Here is a 14,296-nt window from a genome sequence, read left to right as displayed (position 1 = left end):
TTTCTTGGGAGGGGCCATGCGCCGTACTACTGGAATCCTGTTCGTCATCTCCGCCGCGAGCTTCGCCGTCGCCGCGAGCGTGCTGTCCGCGACGTTCGACTGGCCGGACATCCTGCGGGAGCCGGCCGACAAGGTCCTGAGGTCGTACGTCGACGGCGGCGCCGGGCTGACCTGGACCTGGTTCGCCACCGCCTGGACGTACGGGCTGCTGGCGATCCCGATCCTGATGTTGCCGCAGGCAATCAAACGCACGGACTCGACGCTGCTGCGGGTGGCGACCGCACTGGGGGCCGTGTCGGTGCTGCTGTCGCTGATCGGCTTCCTGCGCTGGGTTTTCGTCGTACCACCGTTGGCTCACGCGTATGTGGACGGGGACAGCGCCGCGGCGGCCGCGTGGACCGCGCAGCATCAGTACGGCGGGGCGTTGCTGGGTGAGCATCTGGGGCAGGTGCTCGCGATCGCGTGGAGCATCCTCGTCAGTCTGCTTGTACTGCGGTCGGCGGTGCTGCCGCGGTGGATCGGCTGGGTGGGGCTGGTCGCGAGTCTGCTCTATCTGGCCAACCAGGGGGATGTGCTCGCGACCGCGATCCCCGGCTTCCCGGTGTGGGATGCGGCCGGACTCATCGGCAGTACGGCGTGGGGGCTGTGGACGATCCTGCTCGGCGTGGGAGTTTACTTGCAGCGATCGTTGTCTCACGTGGAGTAGTGAATGTTGAAGCGGGCTGCACTTGTTGTCGGGGTTCTGCTGGCCGTCACAGCCGGTGCGAAACCGGTCGTCGTCGGCGGGACGCTGGCGAGCGCGACCGAGGCTCCGTGGGCGATCGCGCTGAACAACACCCAGTCCGCGTCATCGACCGAGCGGTACTGCGGCGCCGTACTCGTGAAGCCGAACAAGATCGTCACGGCAGCGCACTGCATGGACGAGGACATCTCGACGTACTACGCCGTGCAGGGGCGGGCGAATCTCGCGGACGGCTCGGTCGGGCAGGCATCGGCGATCAGCAAGGTGTGGATCCATCCCGGGTACAACACCAAGGACAACCGCTACGACTTCGCCGTACTGACCTTGGCGAAGCCGTTCGTCGGAGTGCCGGTGTTGCCGCTGGAGACGCGGGCGCGGGCGGATCGCAAGGGCGCCGTACCGACGGTCTACGGGTGGGGTGACACGGAAGGGACCGGGCTCGACGACACGCTGCAGAAGGCGGCGGTGCCGGACCTCGGGGACAAGACATGCCTGGCGGTCAAGAGCTACGTCACCAACGGGTATGCCGCCGCGACCAACGTCTGCGCCGGGTACCTCAACGGCGGGATCGACGCCTGCCAAGGCGATTCCGGCGGTCCGCTGGTACTGAACGGCCGACTGCTCGGTGTCGTGTCGTGGGGTCAGGGCTGCGCCCAGCCCGGCAAGCCCGGCGTGTACGCCGAGACCGCGGCCGTCGCCAAGACACTCGCGCCGCAGCTGGCTCGCTAACTACAGCACCGCGCCCCGCGGCGCGATCTCCAGGCCGGCGACGCCCCGCGCGTACAGCACGAGCAGCCGGTCACCGTGTCTGCATCGGAGCATGCCGGTGTTGCCCGCGAGAGCCGCGACGGCGCGATCCACCACGTCGTCGTCCGTCGCACCGGACTCCTCGTAGGTGACATCGAGCTGGTCACCGCTGATGAGCCGAACGCGCAACACGATGCTTGCCATCTCCGCAGCCTACGTCGGTCCACACCGACCGGCGTTTCCTACGGAGCGCCGCGGAGGGAGACTGACGCTATGGCTGAACCTGTTCGCGTGATCAAGGCCGGCGATCTGGTCGCCGCCGACCCGACGTCCGGGATGCTTCGGATGCGGGCGTTCGAGCTGCCGATTCTGTGGTCCGGCCAGGTGATCACCGAGCCGGGCGCGATCTCCGGCTGGCACCACCACGACAAGAACGAGAGCAGCCTCTACATCGTCCGCGGCGTACTCCGGCTGGAGTTCGAAGGCACTGACGAATACCTCGACGCGGTAGCCGGCGACTTCGTCCACGTCCCCGCGTTCACCATCCACCGGGAAAGCAACCCCAGCTCGGACCCGTCCCTCGCGATCATCGCCCGAGCCGGCGGCGGCATCCCGACCGTCAACGTCGAACCTCCTCGGTAGTTATTACGGGCGTCCATAACTGATATTTAGGTCTTGCCGAAGGTAGAGGGGTACGGCAGGGTTGGCCGCGTGCCAGAACGTCATGCGGTCGCGGTGATCGACAACCAGGTGGCGACGGAGCGCGCCCATCAGGCGGGTCAGGACGCCTGGTGGGTCTATCTGGCCGAGGTGCTCGGGCATTTACGCCTGCCGAACCGGACGATCCCTCTGTCCGAAGCTGGTGTTGCGGACGGCGTCCTGGTCTTCGCGACCACAGCTGAGGCCGACCCTGGGCTCGAGCAATGGGTGCGTGACGGCGGCGTGGCGATCCTGGTGGGCGATCCCGGTCCGCTGTCAGCACTTGCAGGGGTATCGGCAGACGGCCTGGTGCCGGAGGATCACGTTGTCGTGGCGGAAAGCGCTGTGTGGTCGTCGCGGCCACCTGTTGCCTTGCACGCGGTCGGCGGGAGTCAACTCACGGGCACGGATGTCGAGGTGCTCGCGCAGTGGGAGTCCTCGGGCGCGGCCGCGATCACGCTGCGCCGGCTCGATGCGGGTGCTGTGCTGACGTACGGCGTCGACCTCTGGCAGAGCATCGTCCGCATCCAGCAGGGGTACGTCGTGACCGCCGACGGCGAGCCGGCCGCGGACGGTACCGCGCCGATCGACGACGGCGTCCTCAAGTGCGAGGACGGGATGACGCTCAGCTTCGAGCGGGACCGGGCCATGCCGCCGGGCGAGCCGGACTTGGTCGAGCCGTTCGAACACACGTACCCGCCGCCGAGCGCCGTACCGATCTTCGATCAGCCGCAGGCCGACTGGTGGTGCTCGCTGTTCGCGCAGAGCCTGTGGTGGGGCGCCGAACAGGCCGGCGCCGTGGTGCCTTGGCTCGGGTACTGGCCGGCCGGGGTCGACGCCGTCGCGCACATGTCGCACGACTCCGACGGCAACGAAGAGGAAGAAGGTCTGGCGGCGCTCGACGCATTCGCCGAGGCCGACGTTGAGGTCACCTGGTGTCATGTGTTCCCCGGCGGGTACTCCGCTGAGCTGCACACGGCGATCACGGCCACAGGGCACGAGAATGCCCTGCATTACAACGCGATGGGCGACGCCGACCTTGCCGTCTGGGGCTGGCCGCAGATGCGGGCGCAGTACGCCTGGGCGCAGGCCGTCACCGGGACCGAGCAGATCATTTCGAACAAGAACCACTACACGCGCTGGGAGGGCTGGACCGAGTTCTACACCTGGTGTGAGCGGCTCGGCATCCAGATCGACGAGTCGCGTGGGCCGAGCAAGCAGGGTGACGTGGGGTTCGTGTTCGGCGCGGCACATGTTTCGTACCCGATGGGTCCAGTTGCTGAGGGCAACCGGTTGTTCGACGTACTGAATCTGCCGTTGCACACGCAGGATCTCGCCTGGGCGGGACACTCTGCCGTGCGTGACGTGATCCTCGACGGAGCGCAGGCTGTGCACGGCGTCGCACATTTCCTGTTCCACGGTCCGCACCTACACAAGCGGCCGGCGACCCGGGCGGCATGTATCGAGCTTGCCGCAGAGGCGCGACGGTGTGGGATGCCGTGGTGGACCGCCGGTCGGATCAACGCGTGGGAGCGGAGCCGGCGGGGCGTCACGCTGTCGGTCGAGTCAGTGGCGGACGGGCTTTTGGTTTGTGCGGTGGCGACTGAGCCGGTTTCCGGTGCCGCAGTGCTGCTCGCCGTACCTGGTGGTGGTTTGGACCCGATCGTCAAAGAGGGCGACGGATCGGCCCGGACTGTGATCCGGCACGGTCGGACCTTCGTCGAACTGTCCGCAGATCTCGTTGCCGGAGACAACAGATGGGTGATCAGACCATGATGCCGGAGTGGCCGCAGAACGACGACGATGAGGCGAAGGCGCTGCTCGAGGTGCTGCACTCGGGGAACTGGGGCAGCACGAGCGGGGATGTCGTCGCGACGTTCGAGCGGGAGTTCGCGGCGTACCAGCAGGCCGCTTATGGGATCTGTCTGAGCAACGGCACGCTGGCGATCGCGGCGGCGCTGCGGGCCGCGGGGGTCGGTATCGGCGACGAGGTGATCGTGCCGCCGTACACGTTCATCGCGACTGCTTCGGCGGCGCTGTTCGTGGGGGCGGTTCCGGTGTTTGCGGACGTGGATCCGGATACCCATCTGCTCGATCCGGTGGCCGCGGAGGCGGCTATCACCGCGCGGACGAAGGCGGTCATCGTCGTCCATCTCGCGGGTCGGCCTGCGGACTTGGACGCCTTCACTGCACTTGGTGCGCGGCACGGCCTCACCGTTGTTGAGGACGCGGCGCAGGCGCATGGGGCGGCGTACAAGGGTCGTCCGGTCGGCGCGATCGGTGATCTCGGCACGTTCAGCTTCCAGAGCAGCAAGAACATCACGGCCGGCGAGGGCGGCGCCGTACTCACGGACAACGAGCGGCTGGCGGGTGCGCTGTATTCGCTGGTCAATGTCGGTCGGGTGCCGGGCGGTGGGTGGTATCAACATGAGGCGGTCGGCTACAACTTGCGGCTGACGGAATTCCAGGCCGCGATCCTCCGGGTGCAACTCCGTCGCCACCCAGCCGTGCAGGAGATCCGTGAACGCAACGCTCGCCTGCTGACGGAGCTACTCCGCGACGTCGACGGCATCCGTCTCGCCCCGGAAGACCCCGCCATCACCGCCCACGGCCGCCACCTCTTCATGCTCCGCCTCCCCGGGCGTCGGGATGCGGTCCTGGAAGCCCTCGCTGCAGACGGGCTCACGCGCGCGTCCTCCGGCTACGTCCCCCTCCACCGAAACACCGCCGTACTCCGCGAATCCCAAGCCATCACAACCAAACTAGGCCAGCCCTACCCAACCCCCGACTGCCCCAACGCCGACACCGTCTCCACCGACACAATCTGGCTCCCCCAGACCTACCTCCTCGGCACCGAACCCCAAACCCAATCCATAGCCACCACCATCACCAAGGCAGTGCGGTAAGCCCCCCGCGTGCTCCGCGGCCGCCTCTCGTCGCTCCGCTCCTCGGCGCGACCACTCCGCACGGCTATCCACCCACCCCCGGCTCATCGCCGGAGCATCCCTTCCGGCTATCGCCGGGATCTTCCCGCTATCGCGGGCGTGCCGGCTGCCGCCGGACTTGCGACTACCGCCGGGCACCCCGCGCGTGCTTCGCGGTCGCCACTCGTCGCTCCGCTCCTCGGCGCGACCACTACGCCCGCACCCCGTCCGCCGCCCCGGGCTCATCGTTCGGCGGATATCCCTGCCAGTAAAGGGTTTCTGCGATGAGCTCTGTTCGCACCTCGCCTGGAAGCGAGCTACTTGAACGTGTTCGTGCAGGGAACCATGCACCGCAGGTTGTCGTTGGAACCATCGACGAATCGGCCGTAGCTGGAGGGGACTTGTACACGCCGTCCGCCGAGGAAGTCGCCCTCGCGTTCGGCTTGGGCGAACCCAACGACAGACTCGTGCATTTCAGGCGGGGTGGTGCCGACACCTGGCGGCTCGACACCTCGACCGGAACCTATTTCGTCAAAGGGTACTTTCCGACGATCGGCAGCCAGTTCAACGGCGAGCATCTGATCGACCAACTGGCGGTCGCGATGGCGTTCGAGCGCGACGCCCGCGCGGCCGGCGTCGACATGCCGGAGCCGGTCATGCCGATCGATCCGGTTCTGGATTGGCTGACCCGCATCGAGGATCGGCTGTTTCGGGTCTACCGATGGATCGAGCACCGGCCGTACGACGGAGACGTCTCGGCCTGGCTCGGGCGGACGATGGTGGTGGTCCATCAACTGCAGCCGCTCGGCGCCGTCGGCCTGCCTGAGTGGTGGCGGCCGGCGATCCAATCGCCGGAGACCTGGGAGGGCTGGTTCGCCAAGGCCAGGGATCGTGACACGCCTTGGGCAGGCCTCTGCACGGACCGCCTTCCCCACATCCTCGCCGCGACCGAGCGCATCACCGAGCTGCTCGACATCGCCCCAGACATCGTCACAACGCATGGCGACTTCAAGACCCACAACATCGTCACGTCCCCCACCGGCCCCGTCCTCGTCGACTGGGACAGCGTGCGGACCGACAGCGCGGCCCTCGAGGCGGCACGAGTCGCGTACATCTTCGGAGCCAACGACCCCGAGCAAATCACCAAGATCCTCACCGCGTACGTCGAAGCCGGCGGCGAGCTCGGATGGGCCGGGCCGGACCTGTTCCTCAGCGTGATCCGCAACCACCTCCAGATCCTCGCCGAGCAGATCCGCGTCTCACTCGGCGATTCCACCGCGACCCGCTGGATGGGCGACCCCGCGACGATCGACGCCGCCATCGCCCACCTACTGCAAGGCCTCCCCGCCAAGCTCGACCACCTCCGCCGGCTCACGACCAGCGTTGCCGACCTCGGCTTGCCTAACGGCGGGAACCCGCTCACCCTTCCTGATCGGATTCCTCGTCGTCCGTACGTCGGCGGCGTACCCGATCCGTAAGTCCCTTGGAGAACCTGCCCGTCGTCGACTTGGCCAGGTCGAACGTCTCGCCGCCGAGGCGCCTGGCAGCACCGACGCCGTCTGCTCCCGCATCGAATGCCTTGTCTCTCACCTCGGTGGCCGCCTCCGTCCACCTTCTCGCCTCCAGCGACTCCCGACCGCGCTCGATCCCGAGCAGCGCGTGGAACTCCACCACGGTCTCCGCGACCTGGTTGCTCGAGTCGACCACTTCGCGGGCGGAGGTGGGATGCAGCAGCACCTTTGTGTTCGCCGTACCGGCGGCCGCATCCATGCGCCCCATCAGGCGCTCGGTGCTCCGCGAGATGAGATCCAGCCGGTTGTTGCGCGCGACCCGGAGGGCGAGGCGATGCCGGTCCAGTTCGTCCGGAGACGCACCCAGTACGCGGTCGAGTTCGAGTACGGCGATCGCGTCCTGCAGCTGGAAGCAGCGGGCCAGGACGGCGAGCCACTCCTGGACTTTGGACCTGGCTTCCTTCGCCGCCTTGGCGAGATCACCGATCTTGGGCTCGGCCTCCAGCTTCTCCGCGAGTGCGTCGAGTTGGCGCAGTGCGTAGCCCTGGGTTCGCGCGATCGTCAGCGAGGTGGCCTGCACCTTCGACCATGTCACCTCGGAGACGGTGCCGACCTGCTCCCGGATGGTCATGGCCTCCTGAAGCACAAAGTCCACACCGATGAGGTCCGCGAACACAGCGTCCTTCTGAGCACGGAGTACGTCGTCGACCTTCTTGTCGATCGTGGCGAGATAGTCGGTGATCTCGTCCATCGCCTGCTGCATAGCAAGCTGCGCCATGATCCCGGCAGCACCAGCCAGAACGGCCGGGTTGGTCAGAAACGCTCTCGAACCCTTCGTGAATTCGACGATTCCTTTGACCTGCCCGTGATTCCCCTTCAGCACACCCGTCCTGAGCCCCGTCTTCGAGCTTTCCCTCAGCCCATGTTTCTGGGCAAGCCGCGCGGACTCTTTCGTCAGCTTCACCCAGCGACCCGAATTCGCGGCAATCTCGGAACCCGCCTGAGCCACTCCGGACCCGGCGCTGAGGACAGTCCCGAGCCGAGGCAGCCCGAGATCCTTCGACGTCAGTCCTTCAGAGCTAAGGAATCGCTCAACAGCCGCCGGATCCCCAATAACCGCCAACCCATCGCCGTCACTGATCAGCTGAATCTCGTCATCCATCACGGGCTCCTGAAACTAGACAGGGAAACGCGGCTCTTCGCAGCTGAGGGTTGTTTGAAGCCGAGAGATCCGCAGCAGCCTGACGCTGGGTGCGGAGAGTCGTCGTCCAAGACGGGCGTACGCACCCCGTCCGACGAAAGACCTCGACGTACCCTCACCCCGACCTCGCGGATCCCTGCCCCCTGAAAGCTCACCCGACCCCCGGGCGACTTCACACCCCCACCTGCGATGAGCCAACCTCGCACATCGGCGCCCAGCCTACGACAGTCACCTCACCCAGCGACTGCAAACCTCCGAGCAGCCGGCCCACACCCAACGCAAACCACAAGCCCGGCGCCAGCCGACGTGGCCAGCGTCCAGCTGCAGATCCGGCGATTTTCGGGAAACGACGCAGCTGCGATAAGCCGCGGGGTGGACGGGCGTGCGCTGGTTGGGCGGGCTGTGCGGGGATGGGCAAGGTCCGCGGGACGCGCGGGGATGGACGGTGCGCGCGGAGTGAGCTGGGCGGAGGGATGCGCGCGTAGTGGGCGCGCCGAGGAGCGCAGCGACGAGAGGCGGCCACGAAGCACGCGGGGGGCCACACGCGGCGACAGCCGCCGACTCCGGCGATAGCCGGAAGACCCGGCGGTAGCCGGAAGACCCGGCGGTAGCCGGAAACGTCCGGCGATAGCCGGAAAGGATGCACCGGCGATGAGCCGGGGGGTGGGCGGGCAGCGGGCGTAGTGGTCGCGCCGAGGAGCGGAGCGACGAGAGGCGGCCGCGGAGCGCGCGGGGACTTTCCGCGGACCGGGAGGAGGCGGGGGATTTACTGCTGGCGGACTGGGAGGACGGCGGATAGGAGTTGGCGGGTGTAGGTGTCTTTGGGGGTGCGGAAGAGGGCTTCTGTTGGGCTTTCTTCGACTACGCGGCCTTTGTTCATGACCGCTACTCGGTCGGCCAGGCGTTCTACTACTGCGAGGTTGTGGGAGATGAACAGCATCGACAGACCGAGGCGGTTGCGGAGGTCGGTGAAGAGTTCGAGGATTTGTGCCTGGATTGAGACGTCCAGGGATGAGGTTGGCTCGTCGCAGACCAGTAGGTCGGGCTCAAGGGCGAGGGCTCGGGCGATTGCGATTCGTTGTTGTTGGCCGCCGGAGAACTGTCGCGGGTACAGCTCTGCGTTGTGGGTGTTGATGCCTACCAAGTCGAGCAGTTCGAGTGCGCGAGTACGTCGGGATGCCTTGTCGCCGCGATCGTGTAGCCGCAGCGGCTCCATCACGTTGCCGATCGCGCTGAAGTGCGGCAGGAGCGAGCCGTACGGGTTCTGGAACACCATCTGCATGCGCGGGCGGAGCACCCGCAGTTCCCGCGCCGGTAGCCGGCCGAGGTCCTTCCCGTCGAACACGACGCGCCCCGACGTACACGCCTGCAACCCCATCATCAGCCGCGCGACCGTCGACTTCCCGCTGCCGCTCTCGCCGACCAGCCCGAGCGTCTCCCCGCGATCCACAGTCAGCGAAACGTCGTCGACAGCACGCACCTCACCCGCACGCGTACGGAAAACCTTCGTCACCGACTCGGCACAAACCAACTCCCCAGCCGACGAAGCGCGGACCAGCTCGTCCCGCGACGAGGCGAGCGCGCGCGGCGACGAAGCGTGCGCCAGCTGGTCACGCGCCGAGGCATGGACATGCTCGTCACGCGACGCGGCGTCAGCCAGTTCGTCAGGGGACGAAGCGCGGGTCAGCTCGCCAGGCGACGACGCGCGGGTCAGCTTGTCAGACGACGGAGCGGGGACCAGCTCGTCAGGCGAGGCGTGAGGCAGGTCGTCAGGCATCGGTGGTTGCCTTCCAGCAGGCGGCGGATCGGGTGGGGCCGATGGGGAGGGGCTCCTGGTTGGTTTGGCATTTGGGGAGTTCGGCGCGTGGGCAGCGGGGATGGAAGGCGCAACCCTCAGGCCGCCGCGACAGGTCGGGCGGACTGCCGGGGATCGGCCGCAAGGCCAGCTCCCGTCCGCCGACCTCGACGCTCGAGCCGAGCAGGCCGACCGTGTACGGATGGCGCGGATCGTCCAGCAACGAACCCATCGGCGCGCGTTCGACCACGCGCCCGGCGTACATCACCACCGCGTCGTCGCAGAAGTACCGCGCAACACCGAGGTCGTGCGTGATCATGATGACCCCAGTACCGCGATCCTTCAGCCCCTTCAGCAAGTCCAGGATCTGCCGCTGCACAGTCACGTCGACGGCAGTCGTCGGCTCGTCGGCGATCAGCAGGTCGGGCTCGGTCACCATCGCCATCGCGATCATCGCCCGCTGCCGCATCCCACCGGACAGCTGGAACGGATACGTCCGGATCCGCTTCTCCGGATCAGGAATCCCGACATCCCCGAGCGCCCGTACGGCGCGCTTCCGTGCCTCAGCCTTGTTGCAAATCCCGTGCCAGATCAGGTGTTCAGTCAACTGCCGCTCCAACGTCAGCGTCGGGTTCATCGCCTCCATCGCACTCTGGAACACCATCGCGATCTCCCGCCCGCGAACCCGGCGCAACTCCTTGTCCCCGATCGCGAGCAGATCACGGCCGCCGAAGTACGCCTGCCCGCCGGTGATCCGCGCCGTCCGAGGCAGGAGCCCCATCACACTGCGCATGGTGACGCTCTTCCCACTACCGCTCTCGCCGACGATCGCGAGCGCCTGCCCACGCCGTACGTCGAACGACACCCCATCGACGGCCGTCAACGAGCCGAACGTCGTACGCAGGTCGCGCACCGACAGCAAAGCCTCGTCGCTCATCGCTGCTCCCCGCTCGGGTCGAAGGCATCCCGTACGCCGTCACCGATCCACGTGAACGCCAGCAAAGTAAGGGCAAACAGCACCGCCGGCGCAACCAGCATGTGCGGCGCCGCCAACAAGTACCGACTGCCCTCGCTGATCATCGCGCCCCACGACGGCGTCGGCGGCTGAACACCCAACCCGAGCAGGGCTAGACCCGCCTCAGCAGCGATCGCGGCCGGGATGGCGAAACTGGTGGTGACCAGGATCGGCCCGATCGCGTTCGGCAGGATGTACCGGATCGCGATCGTGCTGCCCTTCGCGCCCATCGACCGGGCCGCCTCGACGTACTCGCGTTCCTTGATCGTCATCACCTGCGCCCGGACCAGCCGCGCCTGCGTGACCCACGACGCGATCCCGATCGCCACCACCAGCGCGAAGATGCTGCGACCAAGAACCGTCACCATCACCACCGCGAACAGATAACTGGGGAACGCGTACATCACATCGGTGAATGCCATCAGCAACGATTCGACGCGCCCGCCTAGGTAGCCAGCGAGCAGCCCGATCGCCAACGCCAGCACGAGCGCCGTCAACTCCGCGCCGAAAGCAACGGTCAACGCCGTCTGCAGCCCGTAGATCAACCGGCTGAGAATGTCCCGCCCGAGCAGATCGGTTCCGAGTAAATGCCCCTCAGACCCCGGCCCGGCCAGCTTGTGCTGGATGTCGGTCTCTTCATAGCCGTACGGCGCGATCAGCGGCGCCGCGACCGCGGTGATGATCAGCAGCGAGCAGAAGATCAGACTCCCGAACGCCAACCGGTGCTGGCGAAACCGCGACCAGGCGCGCGCCAAGGGGCCACGTGCAGCCCGCTCAGACTCGCCGGCCGCGACCGAGATGCCCTCAGTGGCCGTCATCGGACACACCTCCCACCGTGCGGATTCGGGGATCGAGGAAGCGGTAGATCAGATCAACGACCAGATTCGTCACCATCAGGATCAGCGCGAAGAACAGCGCCGTACCCATCAGCAGCGGCATGTCCCGGCTCGCCGCCGCGTTCGCGAAGTACAGCCCCAGCCCTGGGATCCGCAGCAGCGCCTCGACGAACACCGTGCCGGTCATCAATGCCGCCAGCAACGGCCCGGCTACGGTCACCAAAGGAATCAGCGAGTTGCGCAACGCATGACGGACGATGACCGTACGCCGAGGTCCGCCTTTCGCGATCGCCGCCGTGACGTACTCCTCGCGCAGCGTCTCCAGCATGCTCGACCGCACGTACCGCGCCAGCACGGCCGCCGGCCCGAGACTCAGCGCCAGCACCGGCAGAATCAGGTCCTTCGGCCCGTTCCATCCACCAGACGGCAACAACTTCAACGTTGCCGAGAACAACAAGATCATGAACGCCGCACTCAGATAACTCGGCAACGCGTGCCCGAGCGTGACCACGAACATCGTCCCGTGGTCGGCCTTGCTGTTCTGCCGCAGCGCCGCGAACACCCCGACCGGTACGGCGATCAGCAGCGCCAGCACGACCGCGAGCAACGCCAGCGTCGCCGACACCGGGAACGCCTCCGAGATGATGTCCTGCACGTTGCGGCTCGCGTACTTGTACGACGGCCCGAAATCCCAGACAACCGCACCCTTCATGAAGATCAGGTACTGCTTCCAGACCGGTACGTCGGCGCCGTACCGGGACTCGAGCTCGCCGACCATCGACTCGGTGCCGACGCCGCCGAAGTTCGTCGCGCCGCTGTTCACCCGCTGCAGGTCGGCGAAGTTGCCCGGGGCAAGCTGTAGCAGTGTGAAGGTCAGGATCGACACCGCGATCAAGGACAGGACCAGCCGCACCAGCCGTTTGCCGATGTAGACGGCGAGCCCCACCGTCAGCTCCCTACACTCAGCGGCTTGAGATAGAAGTAGTCCGGATACGCCCGCAACTGCAGGCCGTGCACCTTCGGTTTGACCGCGTGGAACAGACTCAGCCAGAGCACCGGCAGGTATAGGTACTGCTCCTCGCGCAGCTTCGCGGCCTGCTTGTACAACGCCATCCGCTTCGCGTCGTCCGTCTCGACGTTGGCCTTGTCGACCAGCGCACCGATCTCCCGCGCGGGAGCCGAGGCATGCTCGGCCAGTACGGCGTTGAGCTGTGCGGTCTTGTCCGCCGGCTTCAGGTTCTTGTTGTCCTGCAACGCCTGGTACTTCTGCCATTGGTCGCTCGGCAGGCTGATCTCCTGCACGTTCTTCGGCGACCACAGCGACCCGACCATCGTCGGCCACGTCGGCAGGCCCGCGAAGGTGCCGTAGTAGAAGCCGATGTAGTTGCCCTTCTGGACCTGCCAACGCCGCTCGGTGTACACGCCGGCCTCGACATGATCGACACTCGCCTTGATGCCGAGCTGCTTGGTCCAGCTGTCCACGATCGCGTCGGCAAGCGTGGTGTCCGGTACGCCGACCAGCAGCCGCACCGGCGGCAGCCCCTGACCGTTCGGGTAGCCGGCTTCGGCGAGGAGCCGCTTCGCCTCGGCGACGTCGTCCTTGATCCCGATGCTCTCATCCCAGCCCGCAGTACGGCTGGTCACCAGCGAGACTCCCGGCTCCTGCCCCGGCTGCACACCGGCCAGCGTCTTGCGGTCGAGCGCGAGCGACAGCGCCTTGCGGACCCGGACGTCCTCCATGGCTTTGTGCTGGCTGCGCAGCTTCGCCAGGTAGAGGATGCTGTAGTTCTCGGTCTGCTGGAGCTGCTTCGACAGGTCCGCGTTCTTCTGGAACCGCAGTACGTCGGGACCGCTCAGCTGGACCAGGTCCGTCTCGCCGTTCTCGTACGGCACGGTCGCGGTCGCCGCCGCGCTCGGCTCGACCAGGTTGACCTGGATCCGGCCGAGCTTGACCTTGTCGCGGTCCCAGTACTTCTCGTTCGGCACCAGGATCAGCCGCGAGTTCGCGACCCATTCGCTGACCGTGTACGCGCCGTTGGACACGTAGTTCGGCGGGTTCTGCCAGTCCTTCGGCTTGCCCTCGACGAGGTCCATCGGCAGCGGCAGCATCGCCGGGTGCGTGAGCGCGAGCAGGAAGTCCGGGTTGGGATTGGAGAGCGTCAGGACCAGCTCGTGGTCGCCGTTCGCCTTCACGCCGACCTTCGACCAGTCGGTCAGCACACCGGACAGGAAGTCCTGGGCGCCCTTGATCCCGGTCGCGGTCTGATAGCTGTTGGCACCGAGGGTGGTGCCGCCGGCCGAGCCGCCCGCCGGGGTGAACAACCGCTTGTAGGTCCGCTCGAAGTCCTGGGCGACGACCGGCTTCCCGTCGGACCACTGGGCGTTGTCCCGCAGGGTGAACGTGTAGGTCAGGTTGTCGTCGGAGACCTTCCACTCGGACGCGACGGCCGGCTGGACGTCGTCGCCCTTCTCCGTCTGGGTGACCAGGCCCTCGGAGATCCCACGGCTGAGGATCCACATGCCGTTGGTGATCACCTGCGGGTCGAGCACCTCGACCGGAACGTAGTCGATCTTCAGCGTCGACTGGCCGTTGGCGGCCTTCTCGTTGTCGTCGCCGAACAGTCCGCAGCCGGTCAGCGACCAGCTGCCGCCGAGCGCGGCGAGGGTCAGACCGGACAGTCGGAGGAAGTCGCGCCGGGTCTGACCGACCGGCGGCGCCGTGCTGGACCACGCAGGCTTGGGCAAGGGAGTGCCGCCTTTCTGGCGTCCGGAACTCGACTTATGGTCGCGACCGTAGGGCCGTCGAAGCGTCGATGTCAACGCTTT

Annotated in this window: 13 protein-coding genes; 6 read left to right on the top strand and 7 right to left on the bottom strand. The window is 67.0% G+C overall.

Annotated features, from left to right (window positions below; genetic code table 11):
* Positions 1-16: 16 nt before the first annotated feature.
* Positions 17-706: a DUF4386 domain-containing protein gene (locus tag ACFWUU_RS31795; RefSeq protein WP_380180997.1), complete on the top strand. Its 690-nt coding sequence runs from the start codon at positions 17-19 to the stop codon at positions 704-706.
* A gap of 3 nt (positions 707-709) precedes the next feature.
* On the top strand, positions 710-1,471 hold the full coding sequence (locus ACFWUU_RS31790) for a S1 family peptidase (protein WP_380180995.1): 762 nt from the start codon (positions 710-712) through the stop codon (positions 1,469-1,471).
* Here the strand turns inward: ACFWUU_RS31790 and ACFWUU_RS31785 are convergent, their stop codons facing one another.
* Entirely contained in the window at positions 1,472-1,693 is a 222-nt protein-coding gene (locus ACFWUU_RS31785; RefSeq protein WP_380180993.1) for a hypothetical protein, read from the bottom strand.
* A 69-nt stretch (positions 1,694-1,762) separates the two neighbouring features.
* On the opposite strand from ACFWUU_RS31785, the gene ACFWUU_RS31780 reads away from it, so the two are divergent.
* From ACFWUU_RS31780 to ACFWUU_RS31765, 4 genes are all read left to right on the top strand, one after another.
* Complete coding sequence (locus ACFWUU_RS31780; RefSeq protein WP_380180990.1) at positions 1,763-2,131, top strand: cupin domain-containing protein; 369 nt, start codon at positions 1,763-1,765, stop codon at positions 2,129-2,131.
* A 69-nt stretch (positions 2,132-2,200) separates the two neighbouring features.
* Positions 2,201-3,964 (top strand): hypothetical protein, encoded by a 1,764-nt coding sequence (locus tag ACFWUU_RS31775; protein WP_380180987.1) that lies wholly within the window; start codon positions 2,201-2,203, stop codon positions 3,962-3,964.
* The gene (locus tag ACFWUU_RS31770; RefSeq protein WP_380180985.1) at positions 3,946-5,094 is read left to right on the top strand and encodes a DegT/DnrJ/EryC1/StrS family aminotransferase; all 1,149 of its coding nucleotides are present in this window, start codon (positions 3,946-3,948) and stop codon (positions 5,092-5,094) included. The genes ACFWUU_RS31775 and ACFWUU_RS31770 overlap by 19 nt, the downstream gene beginning before the upstream one ends.
* A gap of 485 nt (positions 5,095-5,579) precedes the next feature.
* Positions 5,580-6,590 carry a phosphotransferase gene (locus ACFWUU_RS31765; RefSeq protein ID WP_380180982.1) on the top strand — a complete coding sequence of 337 codons (1,011 nt, stop codon included), beginning with the start codon at positions 5,580-5,582 and terminating at the stop codon, positions 6,588-6,590.
* Here the strand turns inward: ACFWUU_RS31765 and ACFWUU_RS31760 are convergent.
* The 6 genes from ACFWUU_RS31760 to ACFWUU_RS31735 all read right to left on the bottom strand — a co-directional run bounded on the left by ACFWUU_RS31760 (position 6,532) and on the right by ACFWUU_RS31735 (position 14,215).
* On the bottom strand, positions 6,532-7,506 hold the full coding sequence (locus ACFWUU_RS31760; protein ID WP_380180980.1) for a hypothetical protein: 975 nt from the start codon (positions 7,504-7,506) through the stop codon (positions 6,532-6,534). The genes ACFWUU_RS31765 and ACFWUU_RS31760 overlap by 59 nt on opposite strands.
* A 1,084-nt stretch (positions 7,507-8,590) precedes the next feature.
* Positions 8,591-9,601, bottom strand: coding sequence for an ATP-binding cassette domain-containing protein (locus tag ACFWUU_RS31755; RefSeq protein WP_380180978.1), 1,011 nt, complete (start codon positions 9,599-9,601; stop codon positions 8,591-8,593).
* Positions 9,594-10,556: an ABC transporter ATP-binding protein gene (locus tag ACFWUU_RS31750; protein WP_380180976.1), complete on the bottom strand. Its 963-nt coding sequence runs from the start codon at positions 10,554-10,556 to the stop codon at positions 9,594-9,596. Before ACFWUU_RS31750 ends, ACFWUU_RS31755 begins: the two co-directional genes overlap by 8 nt.
* Positions 10,553-11,452, bottom strand: a complete 900-nt coding sequence (locus tag ACFWUU_RS31745; protein WP_380180974.1) for an ABC transporter permease — start codon at positions 11,450-11,452, stop codon at positions 10,553-10,555. Before ACFWUU_RS31745 ends, ACFWUU_RS31750 begins: the two co-directional genes overlap by 4 nt.
* Positions 11,439-12,416 carry an ABC transporter permease gene (locus ACFWUU_RS31740; protein ID WP_380180972.1) on the bottom strand — a complete coding sequence of 326 codons (978 nt, stop codon included), beginning with the start codon at positions 12,414-12,416 and terminating at the stop codon, positions 11,439-11,441. The genes ACFWUU_RS31745 and ACFWUU_RS31740 overlap by 14 nt, the downstream gene beginning before the upstream one ends.
* Before the next feature lie 2 nt (positions 12,417-12,418).
* Positions 12,419-14,215, bottom strand: a complete 1,797-nt coding sequence (locus ACFWUU_RS31735) for a peptide ABC transporter substrate-binding protein (protein WP_380180970.1) — start codon at positions 14,213-14,215, stop codon at positions 12,419-12,421.
* Positions 14,216-14,296: the final 81 nt, after the last annotated feature.

The sequence above is a fragment of the Kribbella sp. NPDC058693 genome, assembly GCF_042715335.1.
Taxonomy (GTDB): domain Bacteria; phylum Actinomycetota; class Actinomycetes; order Propionibacteriales; family Kribbellaceae; genus Kribbella; species Kribbella jiaozuonensis.
Note: the sequence above shows the minus strand (reverse complement) of the source record. Positions and strands in the feature narration are given on the sequence as shown.

Coding starts and splice junctions, on each gene's coding strand:
- ACFWUU_RS31795 (WP_380180997.1), top strand. CDS start 17: ATGCGCCGTACTACTGGAATCCTGTTCGTCATCTCCGCCGCGAGCTTC.
- ACFWUU_RS31790 (WP_380180995.1), top strand. CDS start 710: ATGTTGAAGCGGGCTGCACTTGTTGTCGGGGTTCTGCTGGCCGTCACA.
- ACFWUU_RS31785 (WP_380180993.1), bottom strand. CDS start 1,693: ATGGCAAGCATCGTGTTGCGCGTTCGGCTCATCAGCGGTGACCAGCTC.
- ACFWUU_RS31780 (WP_380180990.1), top strand. CDS start 1,763: ATGGCTGAACCTGTTCGCGTGATCAAGGCCGGCGATCTGGTCGCCGCC.
- ACFWUU_RS31770 (WP_380180985.1), top strand. CDS start 3,946: ATGGGTGATCAGACCATGATGCCGGAGTGGCCGCAGAACGACGACGAT.
- ACFWUU_RS31755 (WP_380180978.1), bottom strand. CDS start 9,601: ATGCCTGACGACCTGCCTCACGCCTCGCCTGACGAGCTGGTCCCCGCT.
- ACFWUU_RS31750 (WP_380180976.1), bottom strand. CDS start 10,556: ATGAGCGACGAGGCTTTGCTGTCGGTGCGCGACCTGCGTACGACGTTC.
- ACFWUU_RS31745 (WP_380180974.1), bottom strand. CDS start 11,452: ATGACGGCCACTGAGGGCATCTCGGTCGCGGCCGGCGAGTCTGAGCGG.